Source organism: Microbacterium sp. T2.11-28 (assembly GCF_950097975.1).
In the GTDB taxonomy this organism is placed as follows: Bacteria; Actinomycetota; Actinomycetes; order Actinomycetales; family Microbacteriaceae; genus Microbacterium.
The window spans coordinates 39,606-58,802 of the sequence record NZ_CATNHF010000001.1; the positions used below are offsets into that span (position 1 = coordinate 39,606).

Annotated in this window: 17 protein-coding genes and 1 tRNA gene; 3 read left to right on the forward strand and 15 right to left on the reverse strand. The window is 70.6% G+C overall.

The annotated features are described in order from the left end of the window. Window positions 1-5: 5 nt before the first annotated feature. The gene (gene polA, locus QQZ13_RS00200; RefSeq protein WP_284527098.1) at window positions 6-2,645 is read right to left on the reverse strand and encodes a DNA polymerase I; all 2,640 of its coding nucleotides are present in this window, start codon (window positions 2,643-2,645) and stop codon (window positions 6-8) included. A gap of 57 nt (window positions 2,646-2,702) precedes the next feature. On the opposite strand from polA, the gene QQZ13_RS00205 reads away from it, so the two are divergent. Next, window positions 2,703-3,140: a hotdog fold thioesterase gene (locus QQZ13_RS00205; RefSeq protein WP_284527100.1), complete on the forward strand. Its 438-nt coding sequence runs from the start codon at window positions 2,703-2,705 to the stop codon at window positions 3,138-3,140. A 26-nt stretch (window positions 3,141-3,166) separates the two neighbouring features. On the opposite strand, the gene QQZ13_RS00210 is transcribed toward QQZ13_RS00205, so the two are convergent. Then, window positions 3,167-3,787: an ANTAR domain-containing response regulator gene (locus QQZ13_RS00210; RefSeq protein ID WP_284527101.1), complete on the reverse strand. Its 621-nt coding sequence runs from the start codon at window positions 3,785-3,787 to the stop codon at window positions 3,167-3,169. Window positions 3,788-3,845: 58 nt separating this feature from the next. On the opposite strand from QQZ13_RS00210, the gene QQZ13_RS00215 reads away from it, so the two are divergent. Beyond that, a tRNA-Leu gene (locus QQZ13_RS00215) sits at window positions 3,846-3,928 on the forward strand. A gap of 114 nt (window positions 3,929-4,042) precedes the next feature. After that, window positions 4,043-4,366 (forward strand): hypothetical protein, encoded by a 324-nt coding sequence (locus QQZ13_RS00220; RefSeq protein ID WP_284527102.1) that lies wholly within the window; start codon window positions 4,043-4,045, stop codon window positions 4,364-4,366. A gap of 59 nt (window positions 4,367-4,425) precedes the next feature. On the opposite strand, the gene pyk is transcribed toward QQZ13_RS00220, so the two are convergent. From pyk to QQZ13_RS00285, 13 genes are all read right to left on the reverse strand, one after another. After that, the gene (pyk, locus tag QQZ13_RS00225; protein WP_284527103.1) at window positions 4,426-5,874 is read right to left on the reverse strand and encodes a pyruvate kinase; all 1,449 of its coding nucleotides are present in this window, start codon (window positions 5,872-5,874) and stop codon (window positions 4,426-4,428) included. 46 nt (window positions 5,875-5,920) lie between these two features. After that, window positions 5,921-7,390: a glutamate synthase subunit beta gene (locus QQZ13_RS00230; protein ID WP_284527104.1), complete on the reverse strand. Its 1,470-nt coding sequence runs from the start codon at window positions 7,388-7,390 to the stop codon at window positions 5,921-5,923. Further along, window positions 7,383-11,972, reverse strand: coding sequence for a glutamate synthase large subunit (gene gltB / locus QQZ13_RS00235; RefSeq protein WP_284527105.1), 4,590 nt, complete (start codon window positions 11,970-11,972; stop codon window positions 7,383-7,385). The genes QQZ13_RS00230 and gltB overlap by 8 nt, the downstream gene beginning before the upstream one ends. Before the next feature lie 84 nt (window positions 11,973-12,056). Then, window positions 12,057-13,025, reverse strand: coding sequence for a prolipoprotein diacylglyceryl transferase (gene lgt / locus QQZ13_RS00240; RefSeq protein WP_284527106.1), 969 nt, complete (start codon window positions 13,023-13,025; stop codon window positions 12,057-12,059). A 39-nt stretch (window positions 13,026-13,064) separates the two neighbouring features. After that, on the reverse strand, window positions 13,065-13,847 hold the full coding sequence (trpA, locus tag QQZ13_RS00245) for a tryptophan synthase subunit alpha (RefSeq protein ID WP_284527107.1): 783 nt from the start codon (window positions 13,845-13,847) through the stop codon (window positions 13,065-13,067). Beyond that, entirely contained in the window at window positions 13,844-15,103 is a 1,260-nt protein-coding gene (gene trpB / locus QQZ13_RS00250) for a tryptophan synthase subunit beta (RefSeq protein WP_284527109.1), read from the reverse strand. The genes trpA and trpB overlap by 4 nt, the downstream gene beginning before the upstream one ends. After that, window positions 15,100-15,909, reverse strand: a complete 810-nt coding sequence (gene trpC / locus QQZ13_RS00255; RefSeq protein ID WP_284527110.1) for an indole-3-glycerol phosphate synthase TrpC — start codon at window positions 15,907-15,909, stop codon at window positions 15,100-15,102. The genes trpB and trpC overlap by 4 nt, the downstream gene beginning before the upstream one ends. Window position 15,910: 1 nt before the next feature. Further along, window positions 15,911-16,141 carry a DUF6704 family protein gene (locus tag QQZ13_RS00260; protein ID WP_284527112.1) on the reverse strand — a complete coding sequence of 77 codons (231 nt, stop codon included), beginning with the start codon at window positions 16,139-16,141 and terminating at the stop codon, window positions 15,911-15,913. An 89-nt stretch (window positions 16,142-16,230) separates the two neighbouring features. Continuing rightward, window positions 16,231-16,866: a Trp biosynthesis-associated membrane protein gene (locus QQZ13_RS00265; protein ID WP_284527114.1), complete on the reverse strand. Its 636-nt coding sequence runs from the start codon at window positions 16,864-16,866 to the stop codon at window positions 16,231-16,233. Next, window positions 16,863-17,228, reverse strand: a complete 366-nt coding sequence (hisI, locus tag QQZ13_RS00270; RefSeq protein WP_284527115.1) for a phosphoribosyl-AMP cyclohydrolase — start codon at window positions 17,226-17,228, stop codon at window positions 16,863-16,865. Before hisI ends, QQZ13_RS00265 begins: the two co-directional genes overlap by 4 nt. Then, on the reverse strand, window positions 17,225-17,989 hold the full coding sequence (hisF, locus tag QQZ13_RS00275; RefSeq protein ID WP_284527116.1) for an imidazole glycerol phosphate synthase subunit HisF: 765 nt from the start codon (window positions 17,987-17,989) through the stop codon (window positions 17,225-17,227). Before hisF ends, hisI begins: the two co-directional genes overlap by 4 nt. After that, the gene (hisG, locus tag QQZ13_RS00280; RefSeq protein WP_284527117.1) at window positions 17,989-18,831 is read right to left on the reverse strand and encodes an ATP phosphoribosyltransferase; all 843 of its coding nucleotides are present in this window, start codon (window positions 18,829-18,831) and stop codon (window positions 17,989-17,991) included. The genes hisF and hisG overlap by 1 nt, the downstream gene beginning before the upstream one ends. Window positions 18,832-18,919: 88 nt before the next feature. After that, window positions 18,920-19,183 carry a phosphoribosyl-ATP diphosphatase gene (locus QQZ13_RS00285; protein ID WP_284527119.1) on the reverse strand — a complete coding sequence of 88 codons (264 nt, stop codon included), beginning with the start codon at window positions 19,181-19,183 and terminating at the stop codon, window positions 18,920-18,922. Window positions 19,184-19,197: the final 14 nt, after the last annotated feature.

Consider the following 19,197-nt stretch of genomic DNA (forward strand, 5'->3'; position numbering starts at 1 on the left):
GGAACTCAGTGGCCCGCCGTGTCCCAATCGCCGCCGCGTCCGATCTGCACGTCCAGCGGTACCGAGAGGTCTGCGGCGTCGCCCATGCGCGTGCGGACGATCTCCTCCACCGCATCCCACTCCCCTGCGGCGACCTCCACGACGAGCTCGTCGTGGATCTGAAGGAGCACCCGCGACGCGAGGCCTTCGGTCACGAACTGATCGTGGATCCGGAAGAGCGCGATCTTCATGATGTCCGCCGCGCTGCCCTGGATCGGCGCGTTCAGCGCGGCGCGCTCGGCGTTCTCGCGCAGCACGCGGTTGGGACTGTAGAGGTCGGGGAAGGGCCGGCGGCGGCCGAAGATCGTCTCGGTGTACCCGTCGATGCGTGCCTGGGCGACCGAGGACCGCAGGTAGTCGCGCACGGCCCCGAACCGCGCGAAGTACTCGGTCATCAGCTGCTTCGCCTCGGACTGATCGATGCGCAGCTGCTTGGACAGGCCGAACGCGCTCAGGCCGTACACGAGCCCGTACGACATCGCCTTGACCTTGGTGCGCATCGCCGGCGTGACCTCGGACGGGTCGACGCCGAAGACGCGGGCGCCCACGAAGCGGTGCAGATCCTCGCCGGAGTTGAAGGCCTCGATCAGACCCGGATCTCCCGAGAGGTGCGCCATGATGCGCATCTCGATCTGCGAGTAGTCCGCCGTGAGCAGCGTGTCGTAGTCGGCGCCCACCTGGAACGCCGCGCGGATGCGGCGGGACTCCTCGGTGCGGATGGGGATGTTCTGCAGGTTCGGGTCGGTCGAGGAGAGCCGGCCGGTCTGGCTCCCGGTCTGCACGTAGGTGGTGTGGATGCGTCCGTCCGCGCCGATCGCGGCGTCGAGGGACTCGATGATCTGCCGGAGCTTGGTCGCCTCGCGGTGCTGCAGGAGGAGGTCGAGGAACGGGTGCGGGTGGGACTCCTGCAGGTCGGCGAGGACGGCGGCGTCGGTCGAGTAGCCCGTCTTCGTCTTCCGCGTCTTCGGGAGCTGCAGCTGCTCGAACAGCACCTCCTGCAGCTGCTTGGGGGAACCGAGGTTCACCTCGCGGTCGATCTCCGCGTACGCCAGCTGCGCGACGCTGTCGGCCCGGGCGCCGAGGTCGGCGGAGAATCCTGCCAGCTGTTCGTGCGAGACGGCCACGCCCGCCAGCTCCATGTCGGCCAGGGCGTCGAGGGTCGGAAGCTCGATCTCGGCGAGCACCTTCTGCACGCTGTCCGGCATCTCCGCCATCACGGCCTCGGCGACCCGCAGCACGTACCACGAGAGCTGCCCGGGCGTCGCGCCCTCGGTCTCGGGGACGAGCTGCGTCGGATCGGCCTCGGGGAGCTTCTCGTCGAGATAGCGCCCGACGAGGTCGGCCAGGTTCTTGTCGGGGAAGCTCGGGCGCAGGAGCCAGCCGGCCAGCACCGGATCGACGGCGAGGCCGCCCAGACGCACGCCGACGCGGCGCAGCGCCTTCACCTGCGCCTTGGCGTCGGAGACGACCTTCGGTGCGTCGCTCTCGAGCCAGGGGCGCAGTGCATCGGCGACGCCGTCGCTCCAGTCGGCCTCGACCGCTCCGTCGAGGGTCGCGAGACCGATCCGCTGCGGGAGGCCGCCCGAGAGCGCGACCGTGAGCCCGATCGTCCGGTCCGCTGCCTGCTCGCCGAGCCACGCGGTCAGGCCCGCGGCGTCGGTGTCGGGCGGCACGGGAGCCGCCACGGCGGGCGCCTCGTGCGTCGGCTCGGACGCGTCGCCCATCGCCTCGAAGACGCGCGGCAGGAGCGTGCGGAACTCCAGGCGCGCGAAGATGTCGCGCACCTGCTCCGCGTCGATCGGCCGGACCGCGAGATCGGCCGGTCCGACGCCCAGGTCGACGTCGCGCAGGAGGGTGTTGAGCGAGCGGTTGCGGCGCACGTCGTCGAGGTGGTCGCGCAGGTTGCCGCCGACCACTCCCTTGATCTCGTCCGCCCGCTCCAGCAGCGCGTCGAGCGAGCCGAACTGGGACAGCCACTTCACGGCGGTCTTCTCCCCCACCTTCGGCACGCCGGGCAGGTTGTCGCTGGTCTCGCCCACCAGGGCGGCGATGTCGGGGTAGTTCGCGGGCGGCAGGCCGTACTTCTCGACCACGGCCTCGGGCGTGTACCGCTTGAGCTGCGAGACGCCCTGGACGCTCGGATACAGCAGTGTGACGTCGTCGGTGACCAGCTGGATCGTGTCGCGATCGCCGGAGCAGACGAGCACGTCGTAGCCCTGCGCGGCTCCCTCCGTGGCGAGGGTCGCGAGGATGTCGTCGGCCTCGATGCCCTCGTGGGTGAGCACCGTGACGTTCATCGCGGCCAGGCACTCCTGCAGCAGAGGGATCTGTCCCTTGAACTCCGCCGGGGACTCGGAGCGGTTCGCCTTGTACTCGGTGTACTGCTCGGTGCGGAACGAGTGCCGCGACGTGTCGAACGCGACGGCGAGATGGGTGGGCTTCTCCGCCTTGACGAGGTTGACGAACATCGACAGGAAGCCGTAGATCCCGTTGGTGTGCTGGCCGTCCTTGGTCGAGAAGTTGTCGACCGGCAGCGCGAAGAACGCTCGGTAGGCCAGCGAGTGGCCGTCGACGACGAGGAGGGTAGGCTTTCCGGAGTCCGTCACCCTGCAAGCCTAGACGCGGGTGGGGACACCCCGAACGGTCCCCTGCGAAGGTGAGAGATGACCACCGACTCCTCCCCCGCCGTCTCCGACGGACTCGACTGGGCCACCCGCCGCGGCATGGGCGCCCTCGCCGAGAAGATGGGCATGCAGTTCGTCGAGTTCTCGATCGACCGCTGCGTCGCGACCATGCCGGTCGAGGGCAACACGCAGCCGGTCGGACTCATGCACGGCGGCGCATACGTCGTGCTCGGCGAGTCGCTCGGGTCGATGGCCGCCAACCTCCACGCGGGCCCGGGCAGGCTCGCCGTCGGCGTGGACATCAACGCCACCCACACGCGTTCGGCGACGTCGGGCGTGGTGACCGGGGTGTGCACGCCCGTGCATCTCGGCCGGAGCATCACCGTGCACGAGATCGTCGTCTCGGACAATCAGGGTCGGCGCTGCTCGACCATCCGCATCACGAACATGATCCGCGACCTCGACGCATCGCGCTGAACGGACGGTGCGGACCGCGGCGGGGGTCAGCCCTTCTTCGGCGAGAGCTGCTCGATGATCGCCTTGGCGACGTCCTGCATCGTCAGGCGGCGATCCATGGACGCCTTCTGGATCCAGCGGAAGGCCTCGGGCTCGCTCAGGCCCATCTTCTCGTTGAGGAGGCCCTTCGCGCGATCGACGAGCTTGCGGGTCTCGAAGCGCTCGACCATGTCGGCGACCTCGGCCTCGAGGGTGATGATCTGCTCGTAGCGGGCCAGGGCGATCTCGATCGCCGGCAGCAGGTCGTTCGGCGTGAAGGGCTTCACCACGTACGCCAGGGCGCCGGCCTCGCTCGCGCGCTCGACCAGCTCCTTCTGGCTGAACGCCGTCAGCAGGACGACCGGGGCGATGTGGGCCTTGCCGAGCTTCTCGGCCGCGCTGATGCCGTCGAGGACGGGCATCTTCACGTCCATGATGACCAGGTCGGGGCGCAGCTCGGTGGCCAGCTGGACCGCCGTCTCGCCGTCGCCGGCTTCGCCGACCACGTCGAACCCGTTGTCGCGGAGGATCTCGACGATGTCGAGGCGGATCAGCGACTCGTCCTCGGCGACGACGACGCGTCGGGGGGCGGGTGCCGTGGCGGCTGCGCTCAGTTCCTGCTCTGTCACCTGTCCATCCTAGAGCCAGGAGCGGCGATGCTTCTGCGGTATCGTCGTTTCGACGTGCGCCGGTGTGGCGGAATGGCAGACGCGACCGACTCAAACTCGGTTGCCCGCAAGGGCGTGTGGGTTCGACTCCCACCACCGGCACTGGATGCGCACCACCGCGTCATACGAGGCCGGTTGCGACGTCTCCTCAGGGGAACCAGGAGGCGCAGTGCACGAGACGACGGATCCGATCGACGCGGGATCGGCGGAGAGCCGATGATCCCCGGGCGGGAGGTGGTGCGGTTCTTCACGCATCTCACGGAGTCGGTCATGGTCGTCGGCGTCGTCGTCGGCCTGGTGAGCGCGGTGCTCGCGTGCGCGGCGATGGCGCTCGGGCGACCCGCCTTCGCACCGTTCGCGACCTGGTCGGTGGCCCTCCTGGCCGCCGGCACCGGTCTGGCGATCGGCGCCTGGGCTCCGGTGCTCGGCGTCGGCGCCGCGGGGTTCGCCGCGCTGGTGGCGGGGATGCGCCTGCAGCGGTGGCTGCTCCCCTCGGTCGAGTCCGTCCAGGTCGCGGTCCCGCGCGTGAGCGCCGACTGACGAGACGCGAAACGACGGGGAGCGGATGCCGTGGCATCCGCTCCCCGTCGTTGGTCGACCTACTTCTCGGACTGGTAGATCGGCGCCTTGCCGTGGACGGCGTCGCCGATCCGGTGCACCCGGATGTCGTTGGTCGAGCCGATGATCCCGGGAGGCGAGCCGGAGATCACGACGACCTTGTCGCCCTCGGCGGCGAGCTTGTTCTCGAGGAAGAACTCGTCGACCTGGAGGAACATGAGGTCGGTGTGGGCGACGTGCTCGACCAGGGTCGAGCGCACGCCCCACGTGAGGGCCATGCGACGGCGGATCGCGGGGTCGACGGCGAACGCCATCATCGGGATCGCGGGACGCAGGCGCGACATGCGGCGCGCGGTGTCGCCGGACTCGGTGAAGATGCAGATGTACTTCGCCTCGACGAACTCCGCGACCTCGTTGGCGGCCAGCGTGATGATGCCGCCCTGGGTGCGCGGCTTGGCCGTGAACGGCCGGATCCGCTCCAGGCCGTGCTCCTCGGTGGACTCCACGATGCGCGCCATGGTCTCCACGACGACGACCGGGTACTTGCCGACGCTCGTCTCGCCCGAGAGCATGACGGCGTCCGCGCCGTCGAGGACGGCGTTGGCGACGTCGCTCGTCTCCGCGCGCGTGGGCACGGGGTTCTCGACCATGGACTCCAGCATCTGCGTCGCCACGATGACCGGCTTCGCCATGCGGCGGCAGAGCTCGACCGCGCGCTTCTGCACGATCGGGACGGCCTCCAGGGGCAGCTCCACGCCGAGGTCGCCGCGGGCGACCATGATGCCGTCGAAGGCGTCGATGATCTCCTCGAGGTTGTCGACGGCCTGCGGCTTCTCGATCTTGGCGATGACGGGGACCTTGCGGCCCTCCTCCGCCATGATCTCGTGCACGCGCGTGACGTCGGCGGCGTTGCGCACGAACGACAGCGCGATGATGTCGGCACCGGCCTGGAGGCCCCAGCGCAGATCGGACTCGTCCTTCTCCGACAGCGCGGGCACGCTCACGGCGACGCCGGGGAGGTTGATGCCCTTGTTGTTGGAGACGGGACCGGCCACGATCACCTTCGTGGTGACGACGGGGCCGTCGACGCTCTCGACCTGGACGCGCACCTTGCCGTCGTCGATCAGGAGGAAGTCGCCGGGCTTCACGTCGCCGGGGAGGCCCTTGAAGGTCGTCGAGACGAGCTCCTTGGTGCCGGGCACGTCCTCGGCCGTGATCTTGAAGGTGTCGCCGACGGCGAGGTCGTGCGGGCCGTCGGTGAACTTGCCGAGGCGGATCTTGGGTCCCTGCAGGTCGACGAGGATGGCGACGGGGCGACCCGAGTCGTCAGCGGCCTTGCGGACGTTGGCGAAACGGACCTCGTGCTCCGCGTACGATCCGTGGCTGAGGTTCATGCGGGTCACATCGACACCGGCGTCGATGATCGCGCGGATCATCTCGTACGACTCGGTGGCGGGACCCAGGGTTGCGACGATCTTCGCGCGTCTCACTGACTGATTCTCCGGTCTGTGTTCGGTTTTCGGGGATGATTCCAGCCTACGCGGGCTGAAGGCCGATGGCGACGTCGGTGGGTCGCACCGGCGACGGCAGGGTCGTCCGGCCCATGAGGTACTCGTCCACCGCCGCGGCGGCGGCGCGGCCCTCGGCGATCGCCCACACGATGAGCGACTGCCCGCGGCCCGCGTCACCCGCGACGAAGACGCCCGGGGTGGTCGACTGGTAGTCGTCGCCGCGCTCGACGTTGCCGCGGCCCGTGAACACGGTACCCAGCTGGTCCTCGATGGCGCTGCGCTCCGGGCCGGTGAAACCCATGGCGATGAGCACGAGGTCCGCGGGGATCTCGCGCTCGGTGCCGCTCTTGGGCACGCGGCGTCCGTCGGCGGTGTACTCCGTCTCGGCCAGGCGCAGCGCGCGCACCTCGCCGGCCTCGTTCGCGAGGAACTCGACGGTCGACGCGAGGTAGGCCCGCTCACCGCCCTCCTCGTGCGCCGAGGAGACCTCGAACACCGTCGGCATCATGGGCCACGGCTGGTGGTCGGGGCGGGCGGCGGGCGGCTGCTTGCCGATCGCCAGGTTGGTGACGCTGAGCGCCCCCTGCCGATGAGCGGTGCCGATGCAGTCGGCGCCGGTGTCGCCGCCGCCGATCACGATCACGTGCTTGCCCTCGGCGTGGATCTGGTGGGGCACCTGGTCGCCGGCCACCGCCTTGTTGGACTCCACGAGGTACTCCATGGCGAAGTGCACCCCGGCGAGGTCGCGGCCGGGGATCGACAGGTCGCGCGGAAGCGTCGATCCCGTCGCGATGACCACCGCGTCGTAGCGCGCCCGGAGGTCGGCCCACGAGATGTCGCGCCCGATCTCCACGCCCGCCCGGAAGCGCGTGCCCTCGTCCTGCATCTGGCGCAGGCGCGACTCGAGGTGGCGCTTCTCCATCTTGAAGTCCGGGATGCCGTAGCGCAGCAGCCCGCCGATGCGGTCGTCGCGCTCGTAGACGGCGACGGTGTGTCCGGCGCGGGTGAGCTGCTGGGCGGCGGCGAGCCCCGCAGGACCGGAGCCGACAACGGCGACGGTCTTGCCGGTCAGCCGGCCCGGAGGCTCCGCCTCCACCCATCCGTTGGCGAACGCCTCGTCGATCGTGCTGACCTCGATCTGCTTGATCGTGACGGCGGGCTGGTTGATGCCGAGCACGCACGAGCTCTCACACGGCGCCGGGCACAGCCGCCCGGTGAACTCCGGGAAGTTGTTGGTCGCGTGGAGCCGTTCGATGGCCGCGCGGCCCTCGCCGCGCCACATGAGGTCGTTCCACTCCGGGATGAGGTTGCCCAGCGGGCAGCCCTGGTGGCAGAACGGCACGCCGCAGTCCATGCACCGGCCGGCCTGACGGCGCAGGACGGCGGAGTCGCCCGGCTCGTAGACCTCCTTCCAGTCCATGATGCGGACGGGAACGGGCCGGCGCGGCGGGAGCTCGCGCTCGGTGTTCTTCAGGAATCCCTTGGGGTCAGCCACCGGTCACCTCCAGGATGCGGGTCCAGACGACGTCGCCGTCGGGGTCCAGCCCCTCGGCGGCCGCCTCCTGGCGGGTCTGCAGCACCGCGGCGTAGTCGCGCGGCAGGACGCGGACGAAGTTCGCGGCCTCGGCCTCGAAGTCGTCCAGGAGGGCCGACGCCAGGGTCGAGCCCGTCTCGGCGACGTGCTGCTCGAGCAGGTCGCGGAGCATCTCGGCGTCGCCGGCGCCGAGCTCCAGAAGCTCCAGCTCGCCGCTGGCGAGGGCTTCGCGGTTCACGAGCGACCGGTCGAGCCGGTAGACGTAGGCGGTGCCGCCCGACATCCCCGCGCCGAGGTTGCGCCCGGTCGCGCCGAGGATGACGGCGAGGCCGCCGGTCATGTACTCGAGGGCGTGGTCGCCGACACCCTCGACGACGGCGGTCGCGCCGGAGTTGCGCACCAGGAACCGCTCCCCCACGACGCCGCGGAGGAACATGGTGCCCTGCGTGGCGCCATAGCCGATGACGTTGCCGGCGATGACGTTCTGCGACGCGTCGAACACGGCGTTGCGGGGCGGCCGCACGACGACCTGGCCGCCCGAGAGGCCCTTGCCGACGTAGTCGTTCGAGTCTCCCTCGAGGCGCAGCGTGATGCCCGCGGGGAGGAAGGCGCCGAAGGACTGACCCGCCGAACCCGTGAGGTTGACCTCGATGGAGCCCGACGGCAGGCCGTTCGCGCCGTGGGCGAGCGTCACGCGGTTGCCGAGCATGGTGCCGACGGCGCGTTCCGTGTTGCGGATCGGGAGATCGATCGAGACGTGCCCGCCGTGGGCGATCACGTCCTGGGCGCGCTCGATGAGCGCGACGTCGAAGTGCTTGTCGAGCTCGTGGTCCTGCGTGCGCATGGCGCGGCGCGGGGTGCTCTCCGAGAAGGCGGGTCCGTGCAGGATCGGCGTCAGGTCCAGGCCGTTGGCCTTCCAGTGGTCCACCGCGCCGTTGACGTCGAGCAGGTCGTTGCGGCCGATGGCCTCGTCGAGGCTCCGGAAGCCCAGCTCCGCGAGGTACTCGCGCACCTCCTCGGCGATGAACTCCATGAAGTTCACGACGAATTCGGGCTTGCCCGAGAAGCGGCTGCGCAGCACCGGGTTCTGCGTCGCCACGCCGACGGGACAGGTGTCGAGGTGGCAGACGCGCATCATGATGCAGCCCTCCACCACGAGCGCCGTCGTCGCGAAGCCGAACTCCTCGGCGCCCAGCAGGGCGGCGATGATGACGTCGCGACCGGTCTTGAGCTGCCCGTCGGCCTGCACGACCACGCGGTCGCGCATGTCATTGAGCATGAGCGTCTGCTGCGTCTCGGCCAGGCCGAGCTCCCACGGCGTGCCCGCGTGCTTGAGGGAGTTCAGCGGGCTCGCACCGGTGCCGCCGTCGTGTCCGGACACGAGGATGACGTCGGCCAGGGCCTTGGCCGTCCCCGCCGCGACCGCGCCGATGCCCGACTGGCTCACCAGCTTGACGTGCACGCGGGCCGCCGGGTTGGCGCGCTTGAGGTCGAAGATCAGCTGCTTGAGGTCCTCGATCGAGTAGATGTCGTGGTGCGGCGGCGGCGAGATGAGGCCGACGCCGGGGGTCCCGCCGCGGGTGCGCGCGATCCACGGATACACCTTGCCCGGGGGCAGCTGACCGCCCTCGCCGGGCTTGGCGCCCTGGGCGAGCTTGATCTGGATGTCCTCGGCGTGGGTCAGGTACATGCTCGTGACGCCGAAGCGCCCCGATGCCACCTGCTTGATCGCGCTGCGACGCTCGGGGTCGAGCAGCCGGTCGATGTCCTCGCCGCCCTCGCCGGTGTTCGACTTCGCCCCGATGCTGTTCATCGCGATGGCGAGCGTCTCGTGGGCCTCCTTCGAGATGGAGCCGTAGCTCATCGCGCCCGTCGAGAACCGCTTGACGATAGACGAGACCGGCTCGACCTCGTCGATCGGCACGGCGGGACGCTGACCGGACTTGAGGCGGAACAGACCGCGCAGGGTCTTCAGCTCGGCAGCCTGGTCGTCGACCAGCTTGGTGTACTGGCGGAAGACGTCGTAGCGACGCGTGCGCGTGGAGTGCTGGAGGCGGAAGACGGTGTCGGGGTTGAACAGGTGCGGCGCACCGTCGCGACGCCACTGGTACTCGCCGCCGGTCCACAGGCGCTCGTGAGCGCGCGCGGCACCGTCCTCGGGGTAGGCGTAGTCATGACGCGCCTGGTTCTCGGCCGCGATCTCCGCGATCCCGATGCCGCCGAGCTTGGTCTCGGTGCCGGTGAAGTAGCGGTCGACGAACTCCTGCGACAGGCCGACGGCCTCGAACACCTGGGCGCCGGCGTACGAGGACACCGTGGAGATGCCCATCTTCGACATGATCTTCAGCACGCCCTTGCCGAGCGCGTAGATCAGGTTCTTGACGGCCTTCTCGGGGGTGACGCCGGAGATGTAGCCCGCGCGCACGAGGTACTCGACGGTCTCCATCGCCAGGTACGGGTTGACGGCGGAGGCTCCGTAGCCGATGAGGGTCGCGACGTGGTGCACCTCGCGCACGTCGCCGGCCTCCACGACCAGACCGACCTTCATGCGGTTCTCGCGGCGGATGAGGTGGTGATGCACCGCCGACAGCGCCAGCAGCGACGGGATCGGCACGAGGTCCTTGTTGGAGTCGCGGTCGCTGAGGATGATGAACTCGGCACCGCCGGCGATCGCCGCGTCGACCTCGTCGCACATCGCCGCCAGGCGCGCCTCGAGGGCGTCGGGACCGTGCTCGAGGTGATACAGCCCGCGGATCGTCGCCGAGCGGCGTCCGGGCAGCGCCTTGTCGATGTTCTGCAGCTTCGCCAGCTCGTCGTTGTCGATGACGGGGAAGTCGAGGGTGACGGTGCGCGTGTGCTCCGGACCCCAGTCCAGCAGGTTCCGCTCGGGACCGAGACCCAGCGAGAGCGAGGTCACGACCTCTTCGCGGATGGAGTCCAGCGGCGGGTTGGTGACCTGCGCGAACTGCTGCGTGAAGTAGTCGAACAGCAGGCGCGGGCGCTTGCTGAGCACCGCGATCGGCGCGTCGGAGCCCATTGCGCCGAGGGGCTCGGCACCGGTCTGTCCCATGGGCGTGAGAAGGATCCGCACCTCCTCCTCGGTGTACCCGAAGGTCCGCTGGCGGCGGGTGATCGAGGCGATCGGGTGGACGATGTGCTCGCGCTCGGGCAGGTCCTTGAGGCGCACGCGACCGGCGTCGAGCCATTCCTGCCACGGCTCGAGGTGGGCCAGCTGCTGCTTGACCTCCTCGTCCTCGATGATCCGCCGCTCCGCGGTGTCGACGACGAACATGCGGCCAGGACGCAGGCGGCCGCGGCGCTTGATCCGCTCGGGCTCGAAGTCGAGCACGCCGGTCTCGCTGCCGATGACGACCAGGCCGTCGGTGGTCTCGGTCCAGCGTCCGGGGCGCAGGCCGTTGCGGTCGAGGGTCGCGCCGACCAGCGTGCCGTCGGTGAAGATCAGCGCGGCCGGGCCGTCCCAGGGCTCCATCTGCATCGAGTGGTACTCGTAGAAGGCGCGCAGCGTCGGGTCGATGTCGGCCTGCTTCTCGTAGGCCTCGGGAACCATCATCATGATGGCGTGCGGCAGGCTGCGGCCGGTGAGGGTCAGCAGCTCGAGGACCTCGTCGAACGAGGCCGAGTCGCTGGCGCCGTCGGTGCAGATCGGCAGGAGCGGGCGGATGTCGCCGAGCAGCTGGGACTCCAGCTGGGACTGGCGCGCACGCATCCAGTTGCGGTTCGCCCCGACCGTGTTGATCTCGCCGTTGTGGGCGAGCATCCGCAGCGGCTGGGCCAGCGGCCACGACGGGAAGGTGTTCGTCGAGTAGCGCGAGTGCACGACGGCCAGCTCGCTCCGGAAGCGCTCGTCCTGGAGGTCGGGGTAGAACGGCTCGAGCTGGAGGGTCGTGACCATGCCCTTGTAGCCGAGCGTGCGGCTGGACAGCGAGACGAAGTAGGCGCCCAGCTCGTGCTGCGCACGCTTGCGCAGCCGGTAGGCGCGACGGTCGAGCGCGATGCCCGACAGTGCCGCCGCGTCGCCCACGGCGGGCCGCGAGACGAAGAGCTGCTCGAACGCGGGTCGGGCGTCGAAGGCGAGCTTTCCCAGGTTGTCGTCGGCCGTGGGCACCTCGCGCCAGCCGAGGACGACGAGGCCCTCGCTCGCCGCGAGCTCGTCGATCCGCGACTTGAGCGCCGTGCGCTCCTCCTCCTCGCGAGGGAGGAAGGCCATCCCGGCCGCGTACTCTCCGACGGGCGGGAGGTCGAACCCGACCACGGCGCGGAGGAAGTCGTCGGGCATCTGCGTGAGGATGCCCGCGCCGTCGCCGGTGCCCGCGTCGGAGCCGATCGCGCCCCGGTGCTCGAGGTTGCGCAGCGCCGTGAGGGCGAGCTCGACGATGTCGTGGCCGGCCTCGCCGCGCAGGGTCGCCACCATGGCCAGGCCGCAGGCGTCCTTCTCGAAGGCAGGGTTGTACATGCCCTGCTTCGCCGGGAATCCGCTCATGGCGCGGGTCGTGGTGTCTTCATGACGCGGGCTCGATGGCATCCCTGACCGTCCTCACTTGATGCTCAACTGGGACGACGTCGGCCCTGTGCTGCTGATGGCGCATCGTCGATGCGCTCGGGAGTGCTATTTCGGGGTGACGGAGCTTGTGGCTGTGCCCTCGAGAGCTTCGGACGCGGGGGGTGCGCTCACGTCCACGAAGTCATCGGTGTCCTGCGATTGTACAGCCCCATCGGCCGACCATTCGCGGCCCGCCACGTAGGGCGACGGCTCGAAGCCCGGATGACGTCGTGTCTGCACGGCGAAGATCACGAGCCCGACGACCACGCCGAGGATCGCGGCCCACACGTTGGTGCGCAGCCCCAGGAAGACCTCGCTCGGATCGATGCGGATCGACTCCCACACGATGCGGCCGGCCGAGTACCAGATCAGGTAGAGCGCGAACAGGCGTCCCCACTGCAGGCGGAAGCGCTTGCCGGCCCACAGCAGGACGAGCACGCCGAGCAGGTTCCAGATCACCTCGTAGAGGAAGGTGGGGTGGAACAGGGTGCCCTCGGGCAGACCCGCCGGCCACGCCGGATTCGGGTAGTCGATCTCCAGGCCCCACGGGAGGTCGGTGGGAAGTCCGAACAGCTCCTGGTTGAACCAGTTGCCGAAGCGGCCGAGCGCCTGGGCGAGCAGGAGCCCGGGCGCCAGGGCGTCGGCGAAGCTCCAGAAGCGGATGCCGGTCCAGCGGCACCCGAGCCAGGCGCCGACCGCACCGCCGATGAGGGCGCCGTAGATGGCGATGCCGCCCTCCCAGATGCGGAAGATGGCCCAGAGGTCCTTGCCGTCGCCGAAGTAGAAGCCCGGGTGGGTGACCACGTGGAAGATGCGCGCCGCGATGATCGCCAGCGGCACCGCGAGCAGGGCGATGTCGACCACCACCCACGGCTCGGCGCCGCGCTTGGTCAGGCGGTGGTTGGTCATGAGCGTGGCCACGACGATGCCCGCGAGGATGCACAGGGCGTAGAAGTGGATCGTCAGAGGACCGACCGCGAACGAGCTGATTCCCGGGCTCGGGATGCTGGCGAGGACGGAGGCGGGTGAAAGCACGAAGGGCAGTCTACTTCGCCCGCGTCCTTCCTTTTCCCGTTACCGTGCCGTGCCGGCGGTGAGCGCCCGGGCTTCGGCGGCCAGGCCCGCCACGCCGCCGTCGCGCAGGGCGCGCACCAGCGCGGTGCCGACGATCGCGCCGTCCGCGTACTCCAGCACGCCGCGGACCTGATCGGCCGTGGAGATCCCGATGCCCACGCACGCGTGCGCGGCCCCGTGCGATCGCAGCCGCGACACCAGGGTGCGCGCCGCGGCATCCAGCTCCGCCCGCTCCCCCGTGATGCCCATCGTGGAGACGGTGTAGACGAAGCCGGTGGAATGGCGCACGATGAGCGCGAGCCGCTCGTCGGTGGAGGTGGGGGCGGCGAGGAACACGCGATCCAGGCCGGTGCGCTCGGACGCGGCGATCCACTCGGCGGCCGCGTCGGGGGTGATGTCGGGCGTGATGAGTCCCGCTCCCCCCGCGGCCAGGAGGTCGTCGGCGTAGCGGTCGACGCCGTACTGCATCACGGGGTTCCAGTAGGTCATCACGAGCACCGGGATGTCGACGCGCGCAGTGATCTCGCGGACCGCGGTGAAGGTGTCCCGCAGGCGGAACCCGGCGGCCAGCGCCGTCTGGGTCGCCTCCTGGATCACGGTCCCGTCCATCACGGGGTCGGAGTACGGCGGGCCCAGCTCGAGCACGTCGGCCCCGCTCTCGGCGAGGGTGACGGCGGCGTCGATGCTGGTCTGCAGGTCGGGGAAGCCGAGGGGCAGGTAGCCGACGAAGGCACCGCGCCCGGCATCGTGGGCGGCGTCGAGGGCGGCGGCGACGCGGCTCACAGCTCGATCCCCTCGCCCTTGGCGCTCTCCGGAGCGGGCCCAGCCTCCACCGGGTCGGCGCCCTCGTCGTAGAGCCCGAACCACTTCGCCGCGGTGTCCATGTCCTTGTCGCCGCGCCCCGACAGGCTGACGGCGATGACGGCGTCCGGACCGAGCTCGCGTCCGAGCCGCAGTGCGCCTGCCAGAGCGTGGGCGGACTCGATCGCGGGGATGATGCCCTCGGTGCGCGACAGCAGACGCAGCGCGTCCATCGCCTCGGTGTCGGTCGCGGGGATGTACTCCGCGCGTCCGATGTCCGCCAGCCAGGCGTGCTCGGGGCCGACACCGGGATAGTCCAGTCCCGCCGAGATCGAGTGGGACTCGATGGTCTGGCCGTCCTCGTCCTGCAGCACGTAGGTCCGCGCACCGTGCAGGACGCCCGGGCGGCCGCGCTCGATGGACGCGGCGTGACGGGCGGTGTCCACGCCGTCGCCCGCCGCCTCGACGCCGTACAGCTTCACGCCCTCGTCGTCGAGGAACGCGTCGAACATCCCGATGGCGTTGGAGCCGCCGCCCACGCACGCGATCACGACGTCGGGGAGCGCTCCGGTCTCGTCGAGCAGCTGCTGGCGCGCCTCCTCGCTGATGATCTTCTGGAAGTCGCGCACCATCGCCGGGAACGGGTGCGGTCCGGCGGCCGTGCCGAAGATGTAGTTCGTGTGCTCGACCGAGGCCACCCAGTCGCGGTACGCGTCGTTGATCGCGTCCTTGAGGGTGCGCGAGCCCGTGGTCACGGGGATCACCTCGGCGCCGAGCAGACGCATGCGCGCCACGTTGAGGGCCTGACGCTGCGTGTCGACCTCGCCCATGTAGATCGTGCAGTCGAAGCCGAAAAGCGCCGCCGCCGTCGCGGTCGCCACGCCGTGCTGGCCGGCGCCCGTCTCGGCGATCACGCGGGTCTTGCCCAGGCGCCGGGTGAGCAGCGCCTGCCCGAGGACGTTGTTGATCTTGTGCGAGCCGGTGTGATTGAGATCCTCGCGCTTGAGGAAGATGCGCGCACCGCCGGCGTGCTCCGCGAAGCGCGGCACCTCCGTCAGCGGCGACGGGCGACCCGCGTAGGAGCGCAGCAGCCGGCGGAACTCGGCGTCGAACTCCGGATCCGCCTTGGCCGCGTCGTACTCCGCGGTCAGCTCGTCGATCGCCGCGATCAGGGACTCGGGCATGAAGCGTCCGCCGAAGTCGCCGAAGAACGGTCCGTGCGTGTCACGCAGGCTCATGTCGAGGTGCTCCGCTCGCTCGATGCATCGTTCGCGCCCGCTTCCAGGAACGCGTGCAGGGTGGTGACGGGGTCGCTGGTGACCAGCGCCTCGCCGATGAGGACCACGTCGGCGCCCGCGGCACGGTAATGGGCGACGTCGTCGGGGGTGAGGACCGCCGACTCGGCGATCTTGATCGCATCCCGCGGCAGGTCGTCGTGGAGTCGTCCGAACAGGTCGCGGTCGAGCTCGAAGGTGGAGAGGTCGCGGGCGTTCACGCCGATGAGCGCGGCGCCGAGGTCGGCCGCGCGGAGCACCTCGTCCCGCGAGTGCGTCTCGACCAGCGGGGTCATCCCGAGCTCGAGGACGAGAGCGTGCAGCTCCTGCAGCAGAGGCTGCTCGAGCGCGGCGACGATGAGGAGCACGAGGTCGGCGCCGGACGCGCGGGCCTCGAGCACCTGATACGGGGTCGCGATGAAGTCCTTGCGCAGCACGGGCAGCTCCACCCGGGCGCGGACGGCCTCGAGGTCGGCGAGGCTCCCATTGAACCGGCGGCCCTCGGTGAGCACGGAGATGGCGGATGCCCCGCCCTGCTCGTAGCGCGCGGCCTGCAGTGCCGGATTGGGGATCTCGGCGAGATGGCCGCGCGAGGGGCTGGCGCGCTTGACCTCCGCGATGATCTTGACGCGGTCGGCAGGCGCCAGCGCGCTCAGCGCATCGCGCGCGGGCTCCTGGGCGAGGGCGGCGCGCTCGACGTCGGCCAGCGGCCGTCCCGCGGCGCGTGCCTCGGCATCCTCCACCGCGCCGGCCGTGAGGTCGGCGAGCACGTCAGTGCTGCTTCGACGTGTACTTGGACCCGTTCACGCCGTAGCCGGCCCTCGCGAGAGCCCAGCCCGTGAGGGCGCCCACGATCGTGAGGCCGACGCAGATCCACACGAGGACCGGCATCTCGAGGAAGAAGAACAGGGTGCCCAGCGCGATCGCGACGAGCATGATCACGACCGCCGTCCAGGCGGCCGGGGAGTGTCCGTGGCCGGGGTCGTCGACGGAATTGCTCATGGTTCTCCTTCGCGTGCGGGTCGCTGCGACCAGTCTAGCGGGCGGTCCCCAGGGGTCCGGTACGGCGCGGGAGCCGGTGGGGCGCGGTGTCAGGCGGTCGGATCGTCGCCGCGGGACAGGTCGTCCCACGAGTCGATGGCATCGTGCGGGCGCGACGCGGCAGGGCGGTCGGAGCTCCCCGCTCGGCCGGCGCGCGCACCCGCACGGGCCGGTGCCTCGGCACCGTCGGTCCGGTAGCGACGGCCCGCCCCCGGCCAGCGGTGGGCCGTCAGGACGGTCGTCGCTCCCCCGGCCGCGATCGCGAGCGAGGCGACCACGGTGACGACGGGCCACGGCGTGATCGCGATGTGGTCGATGAGCGCGCGCACCGTGGTCTCCCCCGCCAGACCGGTGGCCTCGGTGACCGACGCGGCGACGGCGTCGACGGGGCGCTCCAGGGCCACGCGCAGTGCGCCGAAGCCGAGGACTCCCCCGATCGCGACGGCGAGCACCCCGAAGACGTGGCGCAGGACGGGGCCGATGATCGACAGCGCCAGCCCCAGGGCGAGTGCTGCGAGGCTGAGCGGCGCCAGCAGCGCCAGCGCCGAGGCGCCGGGCACCGGGAGCGGCGCCGTCGTCGCCCCCCGGAGGGACACGTCGAGCCAGGTCTGCGTGGACGCGATCAGCGCGAGCGCGCCGCCGCCGAGCACGGTCAGGACGCTGAGTGAGCGGAGGCGACGGGTCATGCGTCGCCGATCGCGGGGTGCAGGTCGTCGGCGTCGAAGCACGTCCGGTCGCCGGTGTGGCACGCCGCGCCGACCTGGTCGACCGCGATGAGGAGGGTGTCCCCGTCGCAGTCGAGCCGCGCGCCCTTGACGAGCTGGATGTGGCCCGAGGTGTCGCCCTTGCGCCAGTACTCCTGGCGTGAGCGCGACCAGAAGGTCACCCGGCCGGTGGTCAGCGTGCGCCGCAGCGCCTCGTCGTCCATCCAGCCGAGCATGAGGACCTCGCGGGTGTCGTACTGCTGGATGATGGCCGGCACGAGGCCGTCGGCCGTGAAGGCGACGCGGTCCAGCACTGTCGCGATGTCGAGCGGAGCATCGGTCATGCGCGCACCTCGATCCCCTCGGCGCGCAGCGCGCCCTTGACGTCGCCGATCGTGAGCTGACCGGAGTGGAACACCGACGCCGCGAGGACGGCATCGGCGCCGGCCTCGATCGCCGGGGCGAAATGCTCGGCCGCCCCCGCACCGCCGGAGGCGATGACCGGGACGGAGGACAGCTCCCGCATGAGTGCGACGAGCTCGAGGTCGAAGCCGTCCTTCGTGCCGTCGGCGTCGATCGAGTTGACGAGCAGCTCGCCGGCGCCCCGGTCGATCGCCTCCCGCGCCCAGGCCAGGGCATCCAGCGTCGTGAGGGTGCGGCCGCCGTGGGTGGTCACGACGAACCCGGATTCGGTGCCGGGAGCGCGCTTGACGTCGAGGGACAGCACGAGCACCTGCGCGCCGAAGCGGTCGGCGATCTCGTCGACCAGCTGCGGGCGGGCGATGGCCGCCGAGTTCACGCCCACCTTGTCGGCGCCGACGCCGAGCAGGCGCGCGACGTCGTCAGCGGATCTGACCCCGCCGCCGACGGTGAGGGGGATGAAGACCTCCTCCGCCGTCCGGCGGACCACGTCGTAGGTCGTGGACCGGTCGTCCACCGTGGCGGTGACGTCGAGGAAGGTGAGCTCGTCGGCGCCCTGGTCGAAGTACCGGCGCGCGAGTTCGACCGGGTCGCCCATCTCGCGGAGGTTCTCGAAGTTGACGCCCTTGACGACTCTGCCGTCCTTGACGTCCAGGCAGGGGATGACGCGGCGGGCCAGCGACATCAGAGCCTCGCGTTGTGGATGGCGGTCACGAGGATCGCGCGCGCGCCGATCGCGTACAGCGCGTCCATGACCTGGTTGACGGTCTTGCGCGGGCTCATCACCCGCACCGCCACCCAGGCGGGGTCGCGCAGCGGGGAGATGGTCGGCGACTCGATGCCGGGGGCGATGGCGACGGCCGCGTCGACGAGGTCGGCGGGCAGGTCGTAGTCGATCAGCACATACTGGCGGGCCACCATCACGCCGCGCAGCCGCCGCAGCAGGATGTCGGTGCCCTCCGCCTCGACCGGCGCGCCGATCAGCACCGCCTCGGACTCCAGGAGCACCGGGCCGAAGATCTCCAGGCCGGCCTGCTTGAGCGTCGTCCCCGTGGACACGACGTCCGCCACCGCGTCGGCGACGCCCAGCTCGACGGCCGACTCGACGGCCCCGTCGAGCGGGACCAGGTCGACGGCCACGCCGTGCTCGTCGAGGTACGCGTCCACGAGCCCCGGATACGCCGTCGCCACCCGCACCCCGTCGAGGTCGCTCAGCTCGTGGAAGCGACCGGGAGGGCCGGCGAAGCGGAAGGTGGAGCCGCCGAAGCCGAGCTTCTCGATCTCGCGTGCCCCCGGCATGCGCGCGTCGAGCAGGAGGTCGCGGCCGGTGATGCCCACGTGGAGTGCGCCGGAGCCCACGTAGGTGGCGATGTCCTTCGGGCGCAGGTAGAAGAACTCGACCTCGTTGACGGGGTCGATGACGTGGAGGTCCTTGGGATCGCGTCGGCCGGTGTACCCGGCTTCGGTGAGCATGTCGGTCGCGGTCTCGGCCAGCGATCCCTTGTTCGGCACGGCGATTCGCAGCATGGTGCAGGACTTTCGGTGTCTCGTAGCTCTCGGTCTCTCGGAGCTCTCAGTGTCTCGGAACGTGTCGTCGTTCAGGGCGGAGGCGAGCTCAGAGATGTCGGTAGACGTCCTCGGGGGCGAGGCCCTTCGCGAGCATGAGCACCTGCAGGTGGTAGAGCAGCTGCGAAATCTCCTCGGCCGTCTCGACGTCGGACTGGTACTCGGCGGCCATCCACACCTCGGCGGCCTCCTCGACGATCTTCTTCCCGATCGCGTGCACGCCGGCGTCGAGCTGCGCGACGGTGCCCGAGCCCTCGGGACGCGTCGCGGCGATCTCGGTGAGCTCGGCGAACAGGGCGTCGAAGGTCTTCACCCCTCCAGGCTACC